A 21587-nucleotide genomic window follows, 5' to 3' on the forward strand; every position below is an offset into this window, starting at 1 on the left:
ACAAGGTCTCGCTGCGACGACTGCTCAATACCCGGTCATATACCTGCAGAGTTACCAGGGTTGGGACTAGCAGCAGCAGATGGACGACGGAACTAGCGAAGAAGATTGCGCCCATCTCGCCCAGCGACGACCACGGCGCAAGCAGGCCGCGACTCGGCCATTGCCCAATTGACATTTGTTGTTCCTCCCTATGGAACTTTGTTCTTGCCATGCCATTTCTACGGCATGCGCGACTTCTTGATTTAAGGCGCCGGAGTCTGCCACCGGAAAAAGACGCCACTAAATCAATTAGCGACGGAGGGACATTGCCACGGCGACTATCAGGACATCAGTGCGGCATCCAGCCGCCGGCGACAGCCCGGGCTTTGCGACAAGCTCACGGCCGATGTTCTGCAAGCTCTTGCGGCGGCGATCAGCATCAGGCGCTTTTTAGCCTGTGCGATCGCCCCAAAGGGGTTCTCTTCAGGCCTCGACGCTCTTCAGCACATACCCGATCCGAGGAAAGTGCACATGCACGGTCCCCACGCGCTCGCTGCTGCGCTCCAGCGTGTAGTGCGTGCGCGTGGCCGCGATCAGCGTGCCCGGTGTTTCCTCGAGCCCGAAGCTCTCGGCGCGGATGGTGACTGCGCTGCCCAGCGGGATGCCGTGGTCGTCCTGGAAGGTGCTGTCGGTCAGCAGCGTGTGCGGCGTCGAGGCCTTGGCAACGGCGATGGCTTCCTCGCTCGTGAACTTCTCGGGCACGTCGTGGCCGATGGCGGCCATGCGGTCCATCCAGTCGATCACCGCCGGCGTGAGGTCGAGGATGGTGCGGACGGACTCGATGCGCCGCGTGTACCAAAGCGGGTGGTAGGCCGAGAAGTCGGCGATGCTGGGCACTTCGCCCAGCAGGAAGGGCTTCTCGTCGAGCATGTCCGAGAGGCGGCGCAGGTACGACTTGTAGGCGCTGGTGGCATCGGCCGGACGCAGGCGGGTCATGTTGCCCGCGCTCATCCTGCCGCGGTCTTCTCCGAAGGCCTTGGCGGCTTCGGGCGGCGCCTTGGCGAACACCTCGGCCGCGCCCTTGGGCTGCAGGCTCCAGGCCATCGCGGCCCAGAACAGCGAGGTGTCGGCCCACTGCGCGAGGATGCGCGACATGCCCTTCTCGGGCTCGGGGTAGAGCGTGGGCTCGGGCCGCAGGTGCTCGAGCACGTCGGCGATGAGCGCGCTGTCGCAGTAGATGTCGGCGCCGATCTGCAGGAAGGGAGTCTTGCGGTAGCCGCCGGTGAGCACCTCCACGTCGGGCTTCGGCATGATCGGCGGGATGAAGACCGACTTCCACGGCAGCTTCTTGGCGCCGAGGATCAGGCGCACCTTCTCCGAGAACGGCGAGGTCAGGTAGTGGTGAAGGATCAGGTCGGCCATGGTTGATGTTTCCCGTGGGGTTGTCGTTGTGTTGCTTCAGCGCGGCTGTGCGCGCTGGACGATGGAGTCGAAATCGGTCCCTGCCCCCAGCGTACCGAAGGCATTGCCCCAGTCGCCGCCCAGGCGCGACGCGCAGAACGCGCCGGCGACCGCCGATGGTGCGGTCTGCACGAGCAGCGCAGCCTGCACGGCCAATGCGACATCTTGCGCCAGGCGGCGGGCCTCGGCTTCGGATGCCATCGCCTCGATGCGCGCCGGCAGCGCATCGGCCAGCCGGTCGAGCGCGGCGTGCTGGCCGCGCGCGGGGGCCAGTTCCTTTTCGAGGGCAGCCACCGCATCGCCTTTGCGCAGGCCCCGCAGCAGGTCGAGCGCCATGATGTTGCCCGCGCCTTCCCAGATGGAATTGAGCGGCATCTCGCGGTAGATGCGGGCCATGATGCCTTCGCCGCCCTCTTCCACGTAGCCGTTGCCGCCGAGGCATTCCATTGCCTCCTGCGCGAAATGGCTGCCGCGCTTGCAGATCCAGAACTTGGCGACGGGCGTGAGCAGGCGCGCCATCAGGCGCTCATGTTCGTCGGACTGGTTGTCGAAGGCCTTCGCAAGACGGATCGCGAGCGCGGTGGCGGCCTCGCTCTCCAGTGCCAGGTCGGCCAGCACGTTCTTCATCAGCGGCTGGTCGATCAGCGGCTTGCCGAAGGCCATGCGCTGCGTGGCGTGGTTGAGTGCGATGGACAGCGCCTGCCGCATCAGTCCGCTGGTGCCCAGCGCGCAGTCGAGCCGCGTCATCGTGCCCATCTCGAGGATCTGCGGAATGCCGCGCCCCTCCTCGCCCACGAGCCACGCGGTTGCGCCGTGGAACTCGACCTCGGAGCTCGCATTGGCCTTGTTGCCCAGCTTGTCCTTCAGTCGCTGGATGCGGATGGCGTTGCGCGAGCCGTCGGGCAGCACGCGCGGCAGGAAGAAGCACGAGAGCCCGGCGGGCGCCTGCGCCAGCACCAGGAAGGCATCGCACATCGGCGCCGAAAAGAACCACTTGTGGCCGGTGATGGCATAGCGCTCGCCCCAGGCATCGCTGCGGCCTTCGCGCACGGCCTGGGTGGTGTTGGCTCGCACATCGGAGCCGCCCTGCTTCTCGGTCATGCCCATGCCCATGGTCACGCCGGGCTTGTCGCTGAACGGCTTCAGCGCCGGGTCGTACCAGAGGCTGCCGAGTTTCGGACCCCAGTCGGCATGCAGAGCCGCGTTGCCGCGCAACGCGGGCGTGACGGCGTAGGTCATGGAGATGGGGCAAAGGATCGAAGGCTCCAGCTCGGTGAAGAGCATGAAGCCCGCCGCGCGCAGCACGTGCGGCGAGGCGGAAGTGCCGGCCCACGGCGTGCCGTGCAGGCCGGCACCCACGGCGGCGCTCATCAGCGCGTGATAGCTCGGATGGAACTCCACTTCGTCGATGCGCCGGCCGAAGCGGTCATGCGTATGCAGCTCCGGCGTGTGGATGTTGGCGAGCCGCGCATGCGCCTGCATGCCGGCCGAGCCGAGGGTCGCGCCCAGTTCGTGCAGCTGCGTTGTCTGCAGCGCGGGCGCATTGAACTTCAGCGCATCGCGCAGGGGCCGGTTGGTGTCGAAGAGGTTGTAGTCCACCAGCGGCGCGGGCTGGTTGAAGACCTCGTGTGTCGTGTCCATGGCCGGCCTCCTTGCCGTGCGTTCAGTTCATCGGTGCATGCATCAGATGAGCTTGACGAGTTGCTTGCCGAAGTTGCGGCCCTTGAGCAGGCCCAGGAAGGCCTCCGGAGCCGACTCGATACCCTGCGCGATCGACTCGCGCGGCTTGAGCTTGCCCGTGCCCACCAGCGTGCCCAACTCGGTCAGCGCCTCGGGCCACACTTCCATGTGCTCGCTGACGATGAAACCTTCGATCTTCATGCGGTTGATGAGGATCAGCGCCGGGTTCGCAAGCGGCAGCGGCTGGCCGTCGTAGCCCGCGATCATTCCGCACAGCGCCACGCGGGCGAAGGCGTTGGCGCGCAGCAGCACCGCGTCGAAGATGTAGCCACCGACGTTCTCGAAGTAGCCGTCGATACCGTTCGGGCAGGCTTCCTTCAGCGCCGCGCTCATCGACTTGACGTCGGGGTGCAGGCGGTAGTCGATGCAGGCGTCGAAGCCCAGTTCGTCGGTCACGTACTTGCACTTGTCGGCGCCGCCCGCGATGCCGACGACGCGGCAGCCGCGCGCCTTGGCCAGCGCGCCGAAGGCGCTGCCGACCGCACCGCTGGCGGCGGTGATGACCATGGTTTCACCGGCCTTGGGCGCGATGATCTTCACGAGGCCGTACCAGGCGGTGACGCCCGGCATGCCGACTGCGCCGAGGTAGTGCGACAGCGGCACGTGCGTGGTGTCGACCTTCTTCAGCGCGCCGGGTTGCGAGGCATCGACCACGCTGTATTCCTGCCAGCCGCCGAAGCCGACCACCTTGTCGCCCGCGGCGTACTTGGGATGCTTGCTCTCCACCACCTCGCCCACCGTGCCGCCCTGCATGGTCTGGCCCAGCGGTTGCGGTTGCGCGTAGCTCTTGGAGTCGTTCATGCGCCCGCGCATGTAGGGGTCGAGGCTCAGGTAGTGGTGGCGCACCAGGACCTGGTTGTCCTTGAGTTCGGGGGTCTGGACCGTGACGAGCTTGAAGTTGCTCGCGACGGCTTCGCCTTCGGGGCGGTTGTCGAGGTGGATCTGCTTGTTGGTGGGCACGGAAGTCTCCGGAAAATCAGTCGGTCGAATCGGTCAGTCGAATCAGTCGGTAGACGGCGGGCGCATCTCGTTGGCGCTGGCCGGCCCGGTCGGCAGCCGGCGCTTCACGTACTTGAAGGTGCCGGTGGCATGGGCGCACACGCGCTCCTGCTCGTCATAGATTCTGGCCTCGGTGAAAGCCAGCGTCGCCGTCCTGTGAATGAGCGTGCCGCGCGCGTGCAGCGGGCCGACCGAGGGCTGCATGAAGCTGGTCTTCATCTCGATGGTGACCACGCCCATCTCGGGCGCGATGCTGCGCGCGGCCGCCGCCATGGTGATGTCCAGCAGCGTCATGCAGGCGCCGCCGTGCGTCACGTCGAAGGTGTTCAGGTGCTCGGGCTTGGCGGTGTACTCGATTTCCGATTCACCGTTCTCGAACTTCGTCAGCTCGAAGCCGAGATGGCGCGCGAACGGGATGCGGCTCGTGTACGAGCGGAAATTGATGTCGTCGGATTCAGGGGTTGTCATTTCGATTCTTCATGCGGCGCCGAGCACCACGCTCACGCCGCCGTCCACCGCCAGCCACTGGCCGGTGACGTGCTTGCCGGCATCGCTCGCGAACAGCAGCGTCAGGCCCTTCAGGTCTTCGTCGTCGCCGAGGCGGCCCAGCGGCGCCTGCGCGGCCATCTTCTCCTCGCCCAGCGACTTGATGAGGCCGGCGGCCATCTTCGTCATGAAGAAGCCCGGGCAGATGGCGTTCACGTTGATGTTGTACTTGCCCCATTCGGCCGCCAGCGTGCGGGTGAAGCCGATGACGGCGGTCTTGGAGGTGTTGTAGGCCAGCGTCTGCATCTCGGGCGGGTTGCCGTTGAGCCCGGCGATGGAGGCGATGTTGATGATGCGCCCCGACTTCTTCGGGATCATGTAGCCGTTGGCGATCTGCTGCGACAGGATGAAGTAGCCGCGCACGTTGAGGTTCATCACCTTGTCCCAGGCCTCGACCGGATGGTTCTCGGCCGGCGCGCCCCAGCTGGCGCCCGCGTTGTTCACCAGGATGTCGACAGCGCCCATGCGCTGCAGCGTCTCGTCGGCCAGGCGGCGGGTGTCTTCTTCCTTCGAGCAGTCGGCGGCGATCCAGCGCGCGTCGATGCCGGCGGCCTGCAGCTCGGCTGCGGCCTGCTCCAGGTCTTCGGCCTTGCGCGAACTCAGCATGATCTTCGCGCCGGCCTCGCCCAGCGCGTGGGCCATCTGCAGGCCCAGGCCGCGCGAGCCGCCGGTGATGAGGGCGGTCTTGCCGGTGAGGTCGAAGAGTTTCTGGACGGTGCGTGCGGTCATGGGTTGTCTCCGGGGTTCGGGTTGGATCAGATCTCGTAGTCCATGCACTGGCGGGCTTCGCGCACTGCGCCGATGAATGGCTTCAGGGCCACGTGCTGCGGATGGTCCGCATAGGCCGCGAGCGCGGCGGCGTCGGTGAATTCCGAGTACAGGACCAGGTCGTAGGTGGCCTCAAGCCCGGGCTGGGCGATGGCTACCTCGAAGCGCAGTGTGCCGGGCGAGAGCTTCGCGCAGGCATCGAGCAGCGCCTTGGCCTTGAGCAGGTTGGTCGCCTTGTCGGCGCCCTCGGCGTGTTCCTTGAACTTCCACATCACGATGTGCTTGAGCATGGCGGGTCTCGTTCGGTCGGTCACTTGCCGGAAGGGTTGTTGGAAAGGCGCGAGCGCACGTAGATCAGCACGAAGCCGACCAGCGCCACGATGCCGCCGGGCACCGCAATGGACCAGCCCAGCGCGGCGTCGGTGCGGCCTGTGGCAATGCCCAGGACCACGCCGAACAGGCCGCCGTAGATCAGGATCCAGATCCATTTCTCGAGCCGCGCGTGCGGCTTTGGCGGCTTGGCGGCGGGGTTGTTGTTGGGGGCGGTATTCGGCGAATCGGTCGTGGCCATCAGAAGGCGTCCTCGGGCAAAGCTGTACAGGTCGGGTCGCGGGTTTCGACCACGTTGAGCCATGCGCCGATTTTCGGCAGCTCGTAGTGGAAGAAATAGTCCGTGGCGCCGATCTTGCCAGCTGTTACCGCCCTCGCCTTTTCTCCATCGCTTTCCAGGGCCCTTTGGGCCACGTCCAGCCAGATCCAGGCCAGCACCGTGTGGCCGAAGGCCTGCATGTACGGCACCGCGTTGGCCAGCGCCTCGGCCGGGTCGCCGGTAGACCACGCAGCCTCTGTGGCGCTGCCGATGCGCTGCAGCGCGCCACCCAGCGCCTTGGCATGGGCCGCCAGCGCCGGCACCTTGGCCGCGCGGCCGATGGTGCCCGTCATGCGCGCGGCCAGCAGCTGCAGGCCGCGGCCCTTCTCCATCAGCACCTTGCGGCCCAGCAGGTCGGCTGCCTGGATGCCGTGGGTGCCCTCGTGGATCATGTTCAGGCGGTTGTCGCGCCAGTACTGCTCCACCGGAAAATCGCGCGTGTAGCCATAGCCGCCGTGCACCTGGATGGCCAGCGAATTGGCCTCCAGGCACCACTCGCTGGGCCAGCTCTTGGCGATGGGCGTGAGCACTTCCAGCAGCAGCCGCGCGTCGTCGGCGGCCTGCGCGTCGCCGGTCTTCTGCTCGTCGACCAGCCGTGCGCAGTACAGCTCCAGCGCCAGCGCGCCCTCGCAGTACGCCTTCTGGGCCAGCAGCATGCGGCGCACGTCGGCGTGCTCGATGATGCGCACCTGCGGCGCCGCCGAATCCTTGGCAACGGCTGCACCGGCGGCATCGGGCTTCTTCACCAGCCGGCCCTGCGGGCGGCTCTTGGCGTACTCGAGCGAGGCGTGGTAGCCGGCCATGCCGAGCATGGTGGCGGCCGTGCCGACGCCGATGCGCGCCTCGTTCATCATGTGGAACATGCAGTGCAGGCCCTTGCCGGGCTCGCCGACCAGATAGCCCACCGCACCCGCCTTGCCGTCGACCGGGTACTTGCCCTCGCCGAAGTTCAGCAGCGTGTTCGTGGTGCCGCGCCAGCCCAGCTTGTGGTTGAGGCCCGCGAGTGCCACGTCGTTGCGCTGGCCGGTGAGCTGGCCATCGGTGTCGACCATGCGCTTGGGCACGATGAACAGCGAGATGCCCCGCGTGCCGGGCACCAGCTTGCCGCTCTCGTCGGGAATCTTCGCCAGCACGATGTGCACGATGTTCTCGGTCAGCTCGTGGTCGCCCGACGAGATCCACATCTTGTTGCCCGTGAGACGGTAGCGCGGGCCCAGCGGGTCGTTCTGGAAGTCGTCGCCGTCAGGCACGGCGCGCGTGGCCACGTCGCTCAGCGACGAGCCCGCCTGCGGCTCCGACAGGCACATGGTGCCGGCCCAGCGGCCCGAGAACTCGTTCTTGGCGAAGACCTCCTTCTGCATCTCGGTGCCGTGCACCATCAGCAGGTTGGCGTTGCCGCTGGTGAGCATGTTCGAGCCGATGCTCACCGAGGCCATCGCGAAGAAGCTGTTGGCCGCGGCCTGCAGCGTGTAGGGCAGCTGCATGCCGCCGATGTCGTAGTCCTGCGCCGCGCTCATCATTCCCGACTCGACGAAGGCCTTGTGCGCGTCGTGCGTGGCCTGCGGCAGCACGACCTTCTCGCCGTCGAAATGCGGCTCCTGCGTGTCGACCGTGCGGTTGAACGGCGCGTACTTCTCGCGCGCGATGCGCTCGCAGGTGTCGAGCACCGCGTCGAAGGTCTCGCGCGAGTGGTCGGCGAAGCGCTCGCGCTGGTTGAGGGATTCGGCGTCGAGCCAGTCGTAGAGCAGGAAGTCGAGGGTGGAGCGCAGGCTCATGGTGTTCTCCGGGGGAGCGGGGGCGGCATCAAACTGCCGAACGCTAAAGGGATGCGAAAGAGTGCAAAAACCGCGCAAAAAAAGTCGCAGCGAAAAACCAATGAAATTTTGGTTTCTCTTCTGCGACTTCTGCGTAACCTCCGCGACTTGGGCGTCCGGAAGCCTGGTTTCAGCGGCTCAAAAAGAGACTCAGAGCACCTCGAACACGCCGGCGGCACCCATGCCGCCGCCGATGCACATCGTGACCACGACCTTCTTCGCGCCGCGGCGCTTGCCTTCGATGAGCGCGTGGCCCGTGAGGCGCTGGCCGCTCACGCCGTAGGGGTGGCCCACGGCGATGGCGCCGCCGTTCACGTTCAGGCGGTCACCGGGGATGCCCAGCTTGTCGCGGCAGTAGATCACCTGCACGGCGAAGGCTTCGTTCAGCTCCCACAGGTCGATGTCGTTGACCGTCAGGCCCAGGCGCTTGAGCACCTTCGGAATGGCGAAGACGGGGCCGATGCCCATTTCGTCGGGCTCGCAGCCGGCCACGGCGAAGCCGAGGAAGCGGCCCAGGGGCTTCAGGCCCTTCTGCTCGGCGTACTTCTCGTCGACCACCACGCAGGCGCCGCCGCCGTCGGAGAACTGGCTGGCGTTGCCGGCCGAGATCACGCCGCCGGGAATGGCCGGGCGGATGCCGCTGATGCCTTCCTTGGTGGTGCCCGGGCGGATGCCTTCGTCGTTCTCGACGGTGACTTCCTTGGTGCGCAGGCCCATCACGGGGTCGGCCACGCCGGCCAGCACGGTGATGGGAGCGATCTCGGCCTTGAAGAGGCCGGCTTCCAGCGCGGCAGTGGCGCGCTGCTGGCTTTGCGCGCCGTATTCGTCCATGGCGTCGCGGCCGATGTTGTAGCGCTTGGCGACCTGCTCGGCCGTCTGCAGCATGTTCCAGTAGATCTCGGGCTTGTGCTTCACGAGCCAGGGATCGGCCAGCATGTGCTTGTTGGCTTCGTTCTGCACGCACGAGATGCTCTCGACGCCGCCGGCCACATAGACCTCGCCCTCGCCCGCGATGATGCGCTGGGCGGCGGTGGCGATGGTCTGCAGGCCCGAGGAGCAGAAGCGGTTGATGGTCATGCCCGAGGTGGTGATCGGCAGGCCCGCGCGCAGCGCGATCTGGCGCGCGATGTTCGAGCCGGTCGCGCCTTCGGGCGTGGCGCAACCCATGATGACGTCGTCGACCGATGCGGGGTCGATGCCGGCGCGCTGCACGGCGTGCTGCACCGCGTGGCCGCCGAGCGTGGCGCCGTGCGTCATGTTGAAGGCACCCTTCCAGCTCTTCGCGAGCGGCGTGCGGGCAGTGGAAACGATGACGGCGCTGGTCATGGTGAGGTCCTTTGAAGCAGAGGGAAGGGAAAAGAGGTTGCGGTTGTCGTCATTGCGCCGGAGCAGCGTTGGTGTTGCTCAGGAGCTGGCGGTAGAAGCCGATCATCTCGCCGTAGTTCGAGATGGCCAGGCGTTCGTTGTTGCCGTGGAAGCGCGCCAGGTCCTCGCCCTTCACGCGGAACGGCGAGAAGCGGAAGACGGCGTCGCTCACGATGCTGAAGTGGCGCGAGTCGGTGGCGGCGGTCATGAGGCCCGGGGCCACCACCGCGTCGGGAAAGCTCTGGCGCACGGCCTGCTGGATCGCGCGGTAGCCGGTGCTGTCGGTCGGCGACACCGGCGACGGCTCCGAATTGCCCGGATAGGCCTTGATCTTGATGTCGTCGTTGCCCAGCGCCTTGCGCAGGTGCGCCTCGGTGCTGGCGATCGTGTCGCCCGGCAGGATGCGGAAGTTGACGGCAGCCTCGGCGCGGCCAGGCAGCACGTTGTCCTTGTTGCCGGCGCGCACGATGGTCAGCGCGGTGGTGGTGCGCAGCATGGCGTTGCTGCTCGGGCTCTTCTCGAGCTGGCCGCGCACCAGCGGCTCGGTGAGCCACAGGTTCGAAAGCATCACGCGGTTGACGCCGCTCATCTCGGGCGCCAGCGCACCGAACATCTGGCCCGCCACGCCCTTGATGCCGCCGGGCATCGGGTTGGCCTCGAGGCGCGCCAGCGCGGCGCTCATGCTGCCGATGGCGCTGTGCTGCGGCGGCATCGACGAATGGCCGGGAGCGGTGTCGAGCGACAGGAAGAAGGTCGCATAGCCCTTCTCCGCCAGGCCGATGAGCGCGGCCGGCTTGCTCAGGCCCGGCAGCACGCCGTCGAGCACGAGCAGGCCTTCGTCGAGCACCCAGTCGAGGCGCACGTTGCGCGACTTGAGCAGTTCGGCAATGGGCAGCGCACCACGCAGGCCGCTCACCTCTTCGTCGTCGCCCATCACGAGATAGACGGTCTGCCTCGGCTTGAAGCCTGCGCCGATGAGCAGCTCGACGGCCTCCATCTGCGCGAACAGGTTGCTCTTGTTGTCGAGCGTGCCGCGACCCCAGATGTAGCCGTCCTTGATCTCGCCCGAGAAGGGATCGACCGACCATGCCTTCTCGGTGCCCGGCGCGATGGGCACCATGTCCTGGTGCGCCATCAGCGCGACGGGCTTGGCCTGCGGGTCGGTACCGGTCCAGGTGTAGAGCAGCGCCTTGTTGCCCACCACTTCCTTCTTCAGGGTGGCGTGCACTTTCGGAAACTGCTGCTCGAGGAATGCGTGCAGCTTGTCGAACTCGGCCGCGTTGGCGGCTGGATCGTCCAGCCCCGACACCGTGCGGAACGTGATCGCCGTCGACAGCCGCTTGGCGGCTGCCTGCAGGTCGATGTCCAGCTTCGGCGCGGGCGCCACCGCCAGCTGCTGCGATGGCGTGGTCCAGGTCTTGACCGCCACGGCGGCCACCAGCAGCGCGATTGCCAGCAGCAGCCCGAGGAAGATGCGTTTCAACATTGGCGGTCTTGATCCCGGTTCAGGTTCTGCCTGGTCGATATCAGCCGAAGGACTTGCCTTCGGCCACCAGCTTCTGGATCAGCGGCGCGGGCTGCCAGAACTCGGCGTCGTCGCGCGGGTTCTTCGCGAAGCGCTTCATCGTCTCGGCCACGTTGTACAGGCCGACCTGCGACGCGTAGTGCATCGGGCCACCGCGATAGATCGGGAAGCCGTAGCCGGTGAGGTACACCATGTCGATGTCGCCCGACTTCGAGGCGATGCCGTCTTCCAGGATGTGCGCGCCTTCGTTGACCAGCGCGTACACCAGGCGCTGCACGATTTCCTCGTCGGAGATCTTGCGCGGCGTGATGCCCAGTTCCTTGCGGTGGTCCTCGATCATCTTGTTGACGAGGTCCGACGGAATGGCGTCGCGCTTGCCGGCCTGGTAGTCGTACCACCCTGCCCCGGTCTTCTGGCCGAAGCGGCCCAGCTCGCAGAGCTTGTCGGCCGTGCGGCTGTACTTCATGTCGGCGCGTTCGACGGCGCGGCGCTTGCGGATCGCCCAGCCGATGTCGTTGCCGGCCAGGTCGCCCATGCGGAACGGGCCCATGGCGAAGCCGAACTTCTCGATGGCCTTGTCGACCTGCTGCGGCGTGGCGCCTTCGTCCAGCAGGAAGCCGGCCTGGCGGCTGTACTGCTCGATCATGCGATTGCCGATGAAGCCGTCGCACACGCCCGAGACCACTGCCGTCTTCTTGATCTTCTTGCCGATGGCCATGACCGTGGCCAGCACGTCCTTGGCGGTGGCCTTGCCGCGCACCACTTCAAGCAGCTTCATCACGTTGGCGGGGCTGAAGAAGTGCATGCCGACCACGTCCTGCGGACGCTCGGTGAACGAGGCGATCTTGTCGACGTCGAGCGTCGAGGTGTTCGAGGCCAGGATCGCGCCCTTCTTGGCGACGCGGTCGAGCTCCTTGAACACTTTTTCCTTCACGCCGATTTCCTCGAACACGGCCTCGATGATGAGGTCGGCGTTCTTCAACTCGTCGTAGCTCAGCGTGGTGCTCAGCAGGGCCATGCGCTGCTCGTACTTGTCCTGCTTGAGCTTGCCCTTCTTGACCTGGGCTTCGTAGTTCTTCTTGATGGTGGCGATGCCGCGGTCGAGCGCTTCCTGCTTCATCTCGAGGATGGTCACGGGGATGCCCGCGTTCAGGAAGTTCATCGAGATGCCGCCGCCCATGGTGCCGGCGCCGATCACGCCGACCGACTTGATCTCGCGCTTGGGCGTGTCTTCGGGCACGTCGGGGATCTTGCTCGCGGCGCGTTCGGCCATGAACAGGTGGCGCAGCGCCAGCGATTCGGGCGTGAACATCAGCGCGGTGAACAGGCGGCGCTCTTCGGCCATGCCTTCGTCGAACTTCAGCCTGGTGGCGGCCTGCACGGCATCGACGCACTTCAGCGGCGCGGGGTAGTTCTTCGACATGCCGCCAACCATGTTCTTCGCGAACTGGAAGTAGGCGTCGCCCTGCGGGTGCTTGCATGGCAGGTTGCGCACCAGCGGCAGGGCCTCGCCCGTCTTGCCGGCCACGCTCTTGGCGAATTCCACGGCCTCTTCGAACACCGACTCGGCCGATGCGGCCAGCTTGTCGAACAGCTTCTGGCCGGGCAGGCTCGCGAGCAGCTCGCTCTTCACGGGTTCGCCGCTGACGATCATGTTCAGCGCTGTCTCGACGCCCAGCACGCGCGGCAGGCGCTGCGTGCCGCCTGCGCCGGGCAGCAGGCCCAGCTTGACTTCAGGCAGCGCCACGCTGGTGCCGGGGGCAGCCACGCGGTAGTGGCAGCCCAGGGCCAACTCGAGGCCGCCGCCCATGCACACCGAGTGGATGGCCGCGACGATGGGCTTGGGAGAAGCTTCGAGCGCGAGGATCACGCTCAGCAGGTTGGGCTCCTGCAGTGCCTTGGGCGTGCCGAACTCCTTGATGTCCGCGCCGCCCGAGAACGCCTTGCCGGCGCCGGTGATGACGATGGCCTTGACGGCGTCGTCGGCATTGGCCTTCGACAGGCCGTCGGTGATGCCGATGCGCGTCGAGAAACCGAGACCGTTGACCGGAGGGTTGGTCAGTGTGATCACGGCGATATCGCCGAGCACTTTGTATTCAGCCGTCATGCTGCGTTCCTTGGTGTGTGAAGAAAAAGAAGAAAAAGCACGAGTGTTCTTTTTCGGGAGATTCTAGGCGTTTCGCGAGGCCAAACAATGGCACGCAGTCGCTGTAGAGACAAGGCCTTCCATGAGGAGGCCGGGACTTTCCGGAAACACCGCGGAACCGGCTTTGCCGGGCCGCAGGTGTTGCCCCCTGCAAGGGGGAAGGCGTGCGCGACACGAAGTGCGCGAAGCCTGGGGAGCCTAGACTTCCAGCCACTCCTTGCGAGTGGCCGCGTCGGCGCGCAGGCTGTCCGGCGTGCCGTCGAACACGATGCTGCCGTGGCCCATGACGAGCGCGCGGTCGGAAATCGCCATAGCGATAGTGAGCTTCTGCTCGATCAGCAGCACCGAGATGCCCTTGTCCTTGAGCGTGCGCAGGTACTGCCCCACCAGCTCGACGATCTTGGGCGCGAGGCCTTCGGTCGGCTCGTCGATGATGATCAGGTCGGGGTCGCCCATCAGCGTGCGGCACAGCGTGAGCATCTGCTGCTCGCCGCCCGAGAGCACGCCGGCCTCGGTGTGCTGGCGCTCCTTCAGGCGCGGGAACATGCCGTACATGTCGTCGAACGACCAGCGGCTGCCCTTGCCCGAGCCCTTCTGCCCCAGCAGCAGGTTCTGGTGCACCGTGAGCTTGGGGAAGATGTCGCGGTTCTCCGGCACGTAGCCGATGCCGAAGTGCGCGATCTCATAGGCCTTGCGGCGCAGGATGTCCTGCCCCTTCCAGTGCAGGCCGCCCTCTGCATGCACCAGGCCCATGATGGCCTTGGCGGTGGTCGAGCGGCCCGAGCCGTTGCGGCCCAGCAGCGCCACGATCTCGCCCGGGTTCACGTCGAAGGAAACGCCATGCAGCACATGGCTCTTGCCGTAGTAGGCGTGGATGTCTTGAAGCTTCAGCATTTCAGTGTCCCGCCCCCTGTGCATCGGCAACAGCGGAGCCCAGATAAGCCTCCTGCACTCGCGCATTGGCACGAACGGCAGCCGGTGTGTCGAAGGCGATCACCTCGCCGTACACCACCACAGCGATCTTGTCGGCCAGCCCGAAGACCACACCCATGTCGTGCTCCACCGTCAGCAGCGTCTTGCCGACGGTCACGTGCTTGATGAGCGAGATGAAGTGCGAGGTCTCGGTCTTGCTCATGCCCGCCGTAGGCTCGTCCAGCAGGATCACGCTGGCGCCGCCGGCGATGGTCACGCCGATCTCCAGCGCGCGCTGCTCGGCGTAGGTGAGGTTCACCGCGTGCACGTCGCGCTTCTTCTCCAGGCCGATCTGCCTGATGAGCTCCTCGGTGCGCTCGTTGGCGTCGTCGAGGTTCGAGAGAAAGCGCAGGAAGGTGTACTTGTAGCCCAGGCTCCAGAGCACGCCGCAGCGCAGGTTCTCGAAGACGGTGAGCTTCGGGAAGATGTTGGTGATCTGGAAGCTGCGCGACAGCCCCATGCGGTTGATCTCGTACGGCTTCATGCCGTCGATGCGCGTGCCGTTGAGCAGCACCTCGCCGCTGCTCGGCGCGAGCCGGCCGCTGATGAGGTTGAAGAGCGTCGACTTGCCCGCGCCGTTCGGCCCGATGATCGCGATGCGCTCGCCGGCCGTCACGGCCAGGTCGACGCCGCGGATGATGTCGGTCTTGCCGAAGCTCTTGCGCAGGTTCTTGAGTTCGAGTGAATAGGTCATGCGGTCTCCCTGCGCTTGATCTCGGCTTCGATTTCTTCCTGGGCCTGGCCCCAGACCTTCGCGAAGCGCCGGCGCACCACCTCAAACACGCCCAGGCCCACGGCCAGCAGCGCCACAGCGACGATCCACGCCGTAGCCGACGAGGTATCGAGCTGCAGGCCCGCGAACGGCACCATCGGTCCGAGAGCCGCGTTCAGCTGCATGTGATAGATCATCTCGACCATGGCCGCGGCGCCCGCGAGCATGATGGCCGCGCCGATGAAGAGACCCACGTACAGCAGGTAGAAGCGCTTGATCTTGCCGAACAGCGCCACGCGCACGTTCATCATGATCAGGCTGGCCACGCCGCCGGGCGCGAACATCACCATCAGCAGGAACACCAGGCCCACGTACAGCAGCCAGGCCTTGCTGAGTTCGGACAGCAGCACCAGCGCGAACACCAGCAGCGCCGCGCCGATGATCGGCCCGAAGAAGAAGGTCGCGCCGCCCAGGAAGGTGAACAGCAGGTAGCTGCCCGAGCGCAGCCCGTTGAGGCTGTCGGCCGCATTCACGATCTCGAAGTTGATGGCCGCCAGGCCGCCGCCGATGCCCGCGAAGAAGCCCGCGATGATGAAGGCGTAGTAGCGCACGCGCTGCGTGTTGTAGCCGATGAACTCCACGCGCTCCGGGTTGTCGCGCACCGCATTGAGCATGCGCCCGAGCGGCGTGCCGGTGAAGGCGAACATCAGGCCGGTGCAGATGAAGCAGTAGACGGCGATCAGGTAATACACCTGGTTCTGCGGACCGAAGTTGAGCCCGAAGAAAGAGGCGCCGTACACGCGGTTGGTGGTGATGCCGCCCTCGCCGCCGAAGAAGCTCGGGAACATCAGCGACATCGCGGCCACCAGCTCGCCCAGGCCCAGCGTGATCATCGCGAAGGTGGTGCCCGACTTCTTGGTCGACACGTAGCCGAACACGAAGGCGAAGAACATGCCGCCCAGGCCGCCCACGAGCGGAATCAGCACCAGCGGAACCGGCAGCTTGCCGGCGCTGGCCAGGTTCATCGCATGGATGGCGATGAACGAGCCCAGGCCCACGTACACCGCGTGCCCGAAGCTGAGCATGCCGCCCTGCCCCAGCAACATGTTGTAGCTCAGGCAGATGATGATGAGGTAGCCGATCTGCGACAGCATGGTCAGCGCCAGGCTGCTGGTGAAGATCATCGGCGCCACGATCAGCAGCAGCGCGAAGAAGGACCAGATCAGGATGCGGCCGATGTTCAGCGGCTTGAACCGGTAGTAGCGAACGGGCGTGGAGGTCGTCGAAGCGGTTGTCGTTGCGGTGTTCATGGCATCAGTCCTCCCGCGTTCCGAGAAGACCCTTGGGCCTGAAGATGAGGATCAGCACCAGGAAGAGGTACGGAAGGATCGGGGCGACCTGCGAGATGGTCAGCTTGAGCAGCTCGTAGCCGAAGGTCTGGTCGGTCACCGCCACGCCGAAAGCCTGCAGGCCGGTGGCCAGCGACTGGTCCATGGCCACCGCGAAGGTCTGCACGATGCCGATGATCAGCGAGGCCAGGAAGGCGCCGGCCAGCGAGCCCATGCCGCCGACCACCACCACCACGAAGATGATGGAGCCGACGGAGGCCGCCATCGCCGGTTCGGTGACATAGGTGTTGCCGCCGACCACGCCGGCGAGACCCGCCAGCGCGGCACCGCCGCCGAACACCAGCATGAAGACGCGCGGCACGTTGTGGCCCAGCGCCTCGACCATCTCGGGGTGCTTCAGCGCCGCCTGGATGACCAGGCCGATGCGCGTGCGCGTGAGCAGCAGCCACACCGACAGCAGCATCAGCACCGCCACCAGCATGATGAAGGAGCGCGACTTCGGGAACTGCGTGCCGTAGAGCGAGAAGAGCGGCCCCTGCAGCGCCGACGGAAGGCCGTACGGCACCGTGGAGCGGCCCCACACCAGCTGCACGACTTCGAGGATCAGGTACGAGAGACCGAAGGTCACCAGCAGCTCGGGCACATGGCCGAACTTGTGGACCCGGCGCAGGCAGTAGCGCTCGAAGGCGGCGCCCAGTGCGAACACCAGCACCGGCGCGATGAACAGCGCCGGCCAGAAGCCCACGATGCCGGACAGCGTGTAGGCGAAATAGGCGCCCAGCATGTAGAAGCTGGCATGCGCGAAGTTGAGCACGCCCATCATGCTGAAGATCAGCGTGAGGCCGGAACTCAGCATGAACAACAGCAAGCCGTAGCTCACGCCGTTGAGCAGCGAGATGACGAAGAATTCGACGTTCATCGGTCTTTCGTGTCAGGTGGAAAAAGAAAAAGGCCCGAGTGTTGAAGTCGGGCCTCGACCTGTCGGATGGCGATCAGGCTGCGATCAGGAGGCGCCGCCAGGCCGCTTCATCTGGCAGGAGGTGGGCGTGCTCGCCACGTAGGCGTCGTAGTACTTCACCGGGGCCAGCGTGTAGCCGGTGTTCTCCGGGCTGTACGGGTACTTGGCGCTGGCCTTCTCCCACTTGGCGATGTACAGGCCCTGCTGTGCCTGGTGGTCGGTCTTGCGCAGTTCGATCTCGCCGTTGAAGCTCTTGAACTTCATGCCTTCCATGGCAGCCGCCACCTTGACGGGGTCGGTCGACTTGGTCTTCACGAAGGCTTCGGTCAGCGCCTGGAACACGGTGTAGACGTCGGTGGTGTAGAGGTCGTCGTTGAACTTCTTCTTGAAGTCCTCGGCGTACTTCTGCATGTCGCCGCCCATGTTGTAGTGGGCATAGCCGACCTGGTAGACCTTGCCGTCGGACGCCGCGCCCATGGCGGTCGGCGTGCCGGTGGTCACAGCGTAGTAGGTGTAGAACTTGACGTTCAGGCCCGAGTCGTTGGCCGACTTGATGAGCAGCGCGAGGTCGGAGCCCCAGTTGCCGGTGATGACGGTGTCCGCGCCCGATGCCTTGATCTTGGCCACGTACGGCGCGAAGTCGCGCACCTGGGCCAGCGGATGCAGGTCGTCGCCGACGATCTGCACGTCGGGGCGCTTGGTCTTGAGGTTCTCCTTGGCGAACTTCGAGACCTGCTGGCCGTGCGCGTAGTTCTGGTTGAGCAGGTAGACCTTCTTGATGTCCGGCTGGTCCTTCATGTAGGTGGTCAGCGCTTCCATCTTCATCGACGTGTCGGCGTCGAAGCGGTACTGCCAGTAGCTGCACTTGCTGTTGGTCAGGTCGGGGTCGACGGCGGCGTAGTTCAGGTACAGCGCTTCCTTGCCCGGATTGCGCGCGTTGTTCTTCTCGAGCGCGTCGATGATGGCGAGCGCGGGGCCGGAGCCGTTGCCCTGCACGATGTAGCGCGCGCCCTGGTCGAGGGCCGAGCGCAGCGCGCTGGTGGTCTCCTGCGGGCTCAACTTGTTGTCGATGCCGATGATCTCGAACTTCACGCCCGCCGCGTTCTTCTTGTTGAACTCTTCTGCGAAGAACTGGAAGGTCTTGAGCTGGTTCGTCCCGACCGCGGCCATGAGGCCCGACAGCGGGTCGAGCCAGGCGATCTTGACGGTTTCACCCTTCTGGGCAAAGGCACCGGTGGCGGTGGCAGCGATGACGGCTGCTGCGGCGATTTTCAGAGCGAACTTCAATCTATATCTCCTGGTCAAACCGAATCAAAAACGCCGCACGAGAGTACAAGCGTTTGCAGCCCCTCCCCTCAGGGAATGCCCGTAAGAGGGGTGCCGCAAAGGCCCGTTTCTATCGCGCATGCGACACCGCGTTTCTCCAATTTGCTACCCGTCGGTAGGCTGCTGCTACCACCGGGTAGGAAACGCGTTCACAAAGACGCCTAGGGGCGCTTCATCCGGCACGACGTGGGCGTGCTCGCCACGTACGATTCGAAGTACTTCACGGGAACGTTCGTGTAGCCGGTGTTCTCCGCGTCATACGGGTACTTGGCGCTGGCCTTCTCCCAGCGCGAGATGTAGAGACCCTGCTGCAACTGGTGGTCGGCCTTGCGCACCTCGACCTCGCCGTTGAAGCTCTTGATCTTCATGCCCTCCAGCGCGGCGGCCACCTTCACAGGGTCGGTCGACTTGGTCTTGGCGAAGGCCGCGTCGAGCAGCGCGAACACGTGATAGATCGACGACTGCGTGAGGTCGTCGTTCATGCGCTTCTTGTAGCCCGCGAGCAGCTGCTGGATCTCGCCACCCATGTTGTAGTGGGCATAGGCCACGGTGTAGACCTTGCCCTCCGAGGTGGCGCCCATGGCCGTCGGCGTGCCGGCGCCAGGCGCGTAGTAGGTGAGGAACTTGACGTTCAGGCCCGAGTCGTTGGCGGCCTTGATGAGCAGCGACAGGTCGGAGCCCCAGTTGCCGGTGATCACGGTGTCGGCGCCCGAGGCCTTGATCTTGGCGATGTAGGGAGAGAAATCGCGCACCTGCGCGAGCGGATGCAGGTCGTCGCCCACGATCTGGATATCGGGGCGCTTGACCTTCAGGTCTTCCTTCGCGAACTTCGACACCTGCACGCCGTGGGCGTAGTTCTGGCCGAGGATGTAGACCTTCTTGATGTCGGGCTGGTCCTTCATCCAGGTGGTCAGCGCCTCCATCTTCATGGAGGTGTCGGCGTCGACCCGGAAGTGCCAGTAGCTGCACTTGCTGTTGGTCAGGTCGGGGTCGACCGCCGCGTAGTTCATGTACAGCAGCTCCTTGCCCGGATTGCGCGCGTTGTTCTTCTCGACGGCGTCGATGATCGCGAGCGCTGGGCCGGAGCCGTTGCCCTGCATGATGTAGCGCGCGCCCTGGTCCTGCGCGGAACGCAGGGCCGCCGTGGTCTCCTGCGGGCTGAGCTTGTTGTCGAGCGCGATGATCTCGAACTTCACGCCCGACTGGTTCTTCTTGTTGAACTCTTCAGCAAGGAATTGCGTGGTCTTCAGCTGGTTGGTGCCCACCGCAGCCATCAGGCCCGACAGCGGGTCGAGCCAGGCGATCTTGACGGTCTCGCCCTTTTGGGCGAATGCGGCGGTGGCGCCCACCAACATTGCACAGGCAGCTACTGACTTGATAGCAAATTGCATGAAGAGTCTCCAGTGTGAAAGGCGGACTGCCAGCGTACAAGCGCCCTTTTCTTCGCCGCACAGGGATTGCCCGGAAGGAAGGCCGCCGGGGCGGCTTTCCTATCGCGTGCGCGACAGTGCGGGTGGGCTTTGCTCGTTGTTTCAGAGGCCGGGCAGCTTGTAGTCTTTAAGTAGCTCTCGCAGCTTGGTCTTGAGGATCTTTCCGGTGGCGCCGATCGGGATGGCCTCGACGAACACCACGTCGTCCGGGATCTGCCACTTGGCGGTCTTGCCCTCGTAGAACTTCAGCAGCTCCTCGCGCGTGACCTCGGCATTGGGCTTCTTCACGACCGCGATGATCGGCCGCTCGTCCCACTTCGGATGGAACACGCCGATGCACGCGGCCATGGCCACGGCCGGATGCGCGACGGCGATGTTCTCGATGTCGATGGAGCTGATCCACTCGCCGCCGGACTTGATCACGTCCTTGCTGCGGTCGGTGATCTGCAGGTAGCCCTCGGCGTCGATGGTGGCCACGTCGCCGGTGGGGAACCAGCCGCGGTTGCGCTCGTCGGGAATGAGCGGGTCGCCGCCCTCGCCCTTGAAGTATTCCTTGACGATCCACGGCCCCTTGACCAGCAGGTCGCCGTAGGCCTTGCCGTCCCACGGCAGCTCCTTGCCGTCGCCGTCGATGATCTTCATGTCGACGCCGAAGATGGCCCGGCCCTGCTTCATGCGGATCTGCAGCTGCGCGTCGGCCGGCAGCGACAGGTGCTTGTTCTTGAGCGTGCACAGCGTGCCCAGCGGGCTCATCTCGGTCATGCCCCAGGCGTGCAGCACCTCGACGTTGTAGAGGTCCTGGAACGCCTTGATCATGGCCGGCGGGCAGGCCGAGCCGCCGATCACCGTGCGGTTGAGCTTGCTGAACTTCAGGCCGCCCGCCTGCATGTGGCCCAGCAGCATCTGCCACACTGTGGGCACGCCTGCGGCGAAGGTCACGCCCTCGGCCTCGATCAGGTCGTACACCGACTTGCCGTCGAGCGCCGGGCCGGGGAACACCAGCTTGCAGCCCACCAGCGCGGCCGAATACGGAATGCCCCACGCGTTGACGTGGAACATCGGCACCACCGGCAGCACCGAGTCGCGCGCCGACAGGTGCATCACGTCGGGCAGCGCTGCTGCGTACGCGTGCAGCAGCGTCGAGCGGTGGCTGTAGAGCGCGGCCTTGGGGTTGCCCGTGGTGCCGCTCGTGTAGCACATGCTCGAGGCCGAGTTCTCGTCGAAGCTGGGCCATTCGTACTCGGCGGGCTGCGAACCCATCCAGCTCTCGTAGCTCACGAGGTTGGGCACGCCGCTGTCGGCGGGGAGCTTGTCGGCGTCACACAGTGCAACCCATTTCCGGATCGTGGGACAACGCGCATGCACGGCCTGCACCAGCGGCAGGAACGTGAGGTCGAAGCACAGGATCTGGTCTTCGGCGTGGTTGGCGATCCACGCGATCTGGTCGGGGTGCAGGCGCGGGTTGATGGTGTGCAGCACGCGGCCGCTGCCGCTCACGCCGTAGTAGAGCTCGAGGTGGCGATAGCCGTTCCAGGCCAGGGTGGCGATGCGGTCGCTGAACAGCAATTGCTCGCCGTCCAGCGCGTTGGCCACCTGCTTGGCGCGCGATGCGATGTCGCGCCAGGTGCAGCGGTGGATATCGCCTTCGACACGACGCGAGACGATCTCGCCGTCGCCGTTGTGGCGCTCGGCGAACTCGATCAGCGACGAGATCAGAAGCGGTTGGTCTTGCATCAAACCCAGCATCTACGGACTCCTATGTGAAATGACTTCATGAAAACTTGCGGACAACGGATTCACGCAAGCTTCGGCCACTTCCACAATGACACAAACCCGCACTGCACGATT

The 21587-nt window shown here is 65.5% G+C and carries 18 protein-coding genes; all 18 read right to left on the minus strand.

Annotation, left to right across the window (positions count from 1 at the left end; genetic code table 11):
- Positions 1-462: 462 nt before the first annotated feature.
- Positions 463-1401 (minus strand): glutathione S-transferase family protein, encoded by a 939-nt coding sequence (locus ABL840_RS22045; protein WP_093195034.1) that lies wholly within the window; start codon positions 1399-1401, stop codon positions 463-465.
- A gap of 36 nt (positions 1402-1437) precedes the next feature.
- Positions 1438-3081 carry an isovaleryl-CoA dehydrogenase gene (locus tag ABL840_RS22050; protein WP_093306836.1) on the minus strand — a complete coding sequence of 548 codons (1644 nt, stop codon included), beginning with the start codon at positions 3079-3081 and terminating at the stop codon, positions 1438-1440.
- 42 nt (positions 3082-3123) lie between these two features.
- A complete protein-coding gene (locus tag ABL840_RS22055; protein ID WP_093306837.1) occupies positions 3124-4140 on the minus strand; it encodes an NADP-dependent oxidoreductase in 1017 nt (338 codons plus the stop codon).
- A 42-nt stretch (positions 4141-4182) separates the two neighbouring features.
- Positions 4183-4647 carry a PaaI family thioesterase gene (locus ABL840_RS22060; RefSeq protein ID WP_093306838.1) on the minus strand — a complete coding sequence of 155 codons (465 nt, stop codon included), beginning with the start codon at positions 4645-4647 and terminating at the stop codon, positions 4183-4185.
- 9 nt (positions 4648-4656) lie between these two features.
- On the minus strand, positions 4657-5454 hold the full coding sequence (locus ABL840_RS22065; protein ID WP_093195030.1) for an SDR family oxidoreductase: 798 nt from the start codon (positions 5452-5454) through the stop codon (positions 4657-4659).
- Positions 5455-5480: 26 nt separating this feature from the next.
- Positions 5481-5783: a Dabb family protein gene (locus ABL840_RS22070; protein ID WP_093306839.1), complete on the minus strand. Its 303-nt coding sequence runs from the start codon at positions 5781-5783 to the stop codon at positions 5481-5483.
- Positions 5784-5803: 20 nt separating this feature from the next.
- Positions 5804-6064: a hypothetical protein gene (locus ABL840_RS22075; protein ID WP_093195028.1), complete on the minus strand. Its 261-nt coding sequence runs from the start codon at positions 6062-6064 to the stop codon at positions 5804-5806.
- The gene (locus tag ABL840_RS22080; protein WP_093195027.1) at positions 6064-7917 is read right to left on the minus strand and encodes an acyl-CoA dehydrogenase; all 1854 of its coding nucleotides are present in this window, start codon (positions 7915-7917) and stop codon (positions 6064-6066) included. The genes ABL840_RS22075 and ABL840_RS22080 overlap by 1 nt, the downstream gene beginning before the upstream one ends.
- A 189-nt stretch (positions 7918-8106) precedes the next feature.
- A complete protein-coding gene (locus tag ABL840_RS22085) occupies positions 8107-9282 on the minus strand; it encodes an acetyl-CoA C-acyltransferase (protein ID WP_093195026.1) in 1176 nt (391 codons plus the stop codon).
- A gap of 49 nt (positions 9283-9331) precedes the next feature.
- A complete protein-coding gene (locus ABL840_RS22090; RefSeq protein WP_093306840.1) occupies positions 9332-10807 on the minus strand; it encodes a M20 family peptidase in 1476 nt (491 codons plus the stop codon).
- Between the two features lie 40 nt (positions 10808-10847).
- Positions 10848-12953 (minus strand): 3-hydroxyacyl-CoA dehydrogenase NAD-binding domain-containing protein, encoded by a 2106-nt coding sequence (locus ABL840_RS22095; RefSeq protein WP_093195024.1) that lies wholly within the window; start codon positions 12951-12953, stop codon positions 10848-10850.
- Positions 12954-13190: 237 nt separating this feature from the next.
- The gene (locus ABL840_RS22100; RefSeq protein WP_093195022.1) at positions 13191-13886 is read right to left on the minus strand and encodes an ABC transporter ATP-binding protein; all 696 of its coding nucleotides are present in this window, start codon (positions 13884-13886) and stop codon (positions 13191-13193) included.
- A gap of 1 nt (position 13887) precedes the next feature.
- A complete protein-coding gene (locus tag ABL840_RS22105) occupies positions 13888-14658 on the minus strand; it encodes an ABC transporter ATP-binding protein (RefSeq protein WP_093195021.1) in 771 nt (256 codons plus the stop codon).
- Complete coding sequence (locus tag ABL840_RS22110) at positions 14655-15986, minus strand: branched-chain amino acid ABC transporter permease (RefSeq protein ID WP_093195020.1); 1332 nt, start codon at positions 15984-15986, stop codon at positions 14655-14657. The genes ABL840_RS22105 and ABL840_RS22110 overlap by 4 nt, the downstream gene beginning before the upstream one ends.
- A gap of 4 nt (positions 15987-15990) precedes the next feature.
- A complete protein-coding gene (locus ABL840_RS22115; protein WP_093195019.1) occupies positions 15991-16944 on the minus strand; it encodes a branched-chain amino acid ABC transporter permease in 954 nt (317 codons plus the stop codon).
- Between the two features lie 84 nt (positions 16945-17028).
- Positions 17029-18270, minus strand: coding sequence for a branched-chain amino acid ABC transporter substrate-binding protein (locus ABL840_RS22120; RefSeq protein ID WP_093195018.1), 1242 nt, complete (start codon positions 18268-18270; stop codon positions 17029-17031).
- Positions 18271-18470: 200 nt separating this feature from the next.
- The gene (locus ABL840_RS22125) at positions 18471-19700 is read right to left on the minus strand and encodes a branched-chain amino acid ABC transporter substrate-binding protein (RefSeq protein WP_093306841.1); all 1230 of its coding nucleotides are present in this window, start codon (positions 19698-19700) and stop codon (positions 18471-18473) included.
- Positions 19701-19841: 141 nt separating this feature from the next.
- On the minus strand, positions 19842-21485 hold the full coding sequence (locus ABL840_RS22130; protein ID WP_093306842.1) for a 3-(methylthio)propionyl-CoA ligase: 1644 nt from the start codon (positions 21483-21485) through the stop codon (positions 19842-19844).
- Positions 21486-21587: the final 102 nt, after the last annotated feature.

Source organism: Variovorax sp. NFACC27, from assembly GCF_048301545.1.
Taxonomy (GTDB): domain Bacteria; phylum Pseudomonadota; class Gammaproteobacteria; order Burkholderiales; family Burkholderiaceae_C; genus Variovorax; species Variovorax gossypii.

What these genes read in the sequence shown, in the direction of transcription:
- ABL840_RS22075 (WP_093195028.1), bottom strand. Translation starts at nt 6,064, where the DNA reads ATGGCCACGACCGATTCGCCGAATACCGCCCCCAACAACAACCCCGCC.
- ABL840_RS22105 (WP_093195021.1), bottom strand. Translation starts at nt 14,658, where the DNA reads ATGACCTATTCACTCGAACTCAAGAACCTGCGCAAGAGCTTCGGCAAG.
- ABL840_RS22060 (WP_093306838.1), bottom strand. Translation starts at nt 4,647, where the DNA reads ATGACAACCCCTGAATCCGACGACATCAATTTCCGCTCGTACACGAGC.
- ABL840_RS22100 (WP_093195022.1), bottom strand. Translation starts at nt 13,886, where the DNA reads ATGCTGAAGCTTCAAGACATCCACGCCTACTACGGCAAGAGCCATGTG.
- ABL840_RS22085 (WP_093195026.1), bottom strand. Translation starts at nt 9,282, where the DNA reads ATGACCAGCGCCGTCATCGTTTCCACTGCCCGCACGCCGCTCGCGAAG.
- ABL840_RS22090 (WP_093306840.1), bottom strand. Translation starts at nt 10,807, where the DNA reads ATGTTGAAACGCATCTTCCTCGGGCTGCTGCTGGCAATCGCGCTGCTG.
- ABL840_RS22095 (WP_093195024.1), bottom strand. Translation starts at nt 12,953, where the DNA reads ATGACGGCTGAATACAAAGTGCTCGGCGATATCGCCGTGATCACACTG.
- ABL840_RS22065 (WP_093195030.1), bottom strand. Translation starts at nt 5,454, where the DNA reads ATGACCGCACGCACCGTCCAGAAACTCTTCGACCTCACCGGCAAGACC.
- ABL840_RS22125 (WP_093306841.1), bottom strand. Translation starts at nt 19,700, where the DNA reads ATGCAATTTGCTATCAAGTCAGTAGCTGCCTGTGCAATGTTGGTGGGC.
- ABL840_RS22115 (WP_093195019.1), bottom strand. Translation starts at nt 16,944, where the DNA reads ATGAACGTCGAATTCTTCGTCATCTCGCTGCTCAACGGCGTGAGCTAC.
- ABL840_RS22050 (WP_093306836.1), bottom strand. Translation starts at nt 3,081, where the DNA reads ATGGACACGACACACGAGGTCTTCAACCAGCCCGCGCCGCTGGTGGAC.
- ABL840_RS22130 (WP_093306842.1), bottom strand. Translation starts at nt 21,485, where the DNA reads ATGCTGGGTTTGATGCAAGACCAACCGCTTCTGATCTCGTCGCTGATC.
- ABL840_RS22110 (WP_093195020.1), bottom strand. Translation starts at nt 15,986, where the DNA reads ATGAACACCGCAACGACAACCGCTTCGACGACCTCCACGCCCGTTCGC.
- ABL840_RS22045 (WP_093195034.1), bottom strand. Translation starts at nt 1,401, where the DNA reads ATGGCCGACCTGATCCTTCACCACTACCTGACCTCGCCGTTCTCGGAG.
- ABL840_RS22070 (WP_093306839.1), bottom strand. Translation starts at nt 5,783, where the DNA reads ATGCTCAAGCACATCGTGATGTGGAAGTTCAAGGAACACGCCGAGGGC.
- ABL840_RS22080 (WP_093195027.1), bottom strand. Translation starts at nt 7,917, where the DNA reads ATGAGCCTGCGCTCCACCCTCGACTTCCTGCTCTACGACTGGCTCGAC.